The 773-nt window shown below is 67.9% G+C and carries 1 protein-coding gene; it reads right to left on the bottom strand.

The annotated features are described in order from the left end of the window. A partial coding sequence (locus A5745_RS00470; RefSeq protein ID WP_139329371.1) for a zinc-binding dehydrogenase occupies positions 1-773 on the bottom strand: 773 nt, incomplete at both ends.

Here is a 773-nt window from a genome sequence, read left to right as displayed (position 1 = left end):
TAACGCGTCGCCAGATGCTGCGCCAGCGCCGAACCCGCCATCCCGGTGCCCCCGGTGACCACCACACTGCCCCCGGCAAGCCCACGGTCGCCGATGGTAAGCACCACTTTGCCGATGTGGCGCGCCTGGCTGATCAAGCGATACGCCGCCGGGGCGCATCGCACGTCAAAGGTCTTGACCGGCAACGGCTTCAACGTGCCCGCCGCGAAGAGCGTCATCAGCTCGGCCAGCATCGTCGCTGTGTGGTCCGGGCCGGCCTCGATCAGATCGAACGCCCGATAGTGCACGCCCTGGTGCTGGGCCGCTACGAGTTGGGGGTCGCGCGGGTCGGTCTTGCCCATCTCGATGAAATGTCCACCGCCGACCATCAGGCGCAGCGACGCGTCGATGAACTCACCGGCCAGCGAGTTGAGCACCACATCCACCCCGGCGCCGCCGGTGGTAGCAAGAAACTTGCGCTCGAAGTCCAGCGTTCGTGAATCCCCGATGTGGTCGTCGTCAAACCCCATCGCCCGCAACGTGTCCCACTTGCCGCGGCTGGCGGTGACGAAAACCTCCGCACCCCAATGGCGCAACAGCTGCACCGCCGCCATGCCGACCCCACCGGTGGCCGCATGCACCAGCACCTTCTGCCCGGCCTTCACACCGGCCAGCACCGACAAGCCGTACAGCGCGGTCAAAAACACCACCGGCACACTCGCGGCCTGTGCCAGCGACCACCCCGGTGGCACCGCCGTCACCAGCCGCGCGTCGACCACGGCCTCGGAGCCGAC

This window comes from Mycobacterium sp. IS-2888 (genome assembly GCF_001954215.1).
Lineage (GTDB): Bacteria > Actinomycetota > Actinomycetes > Mycobacteriales > Mycobacteriaceae > Mycobacterium.
The sequence above is the reverse complement of the archived record's forward strand: the minus strand, read 5'-3'. Positions and strand labels throughout refer to the sequence as shown.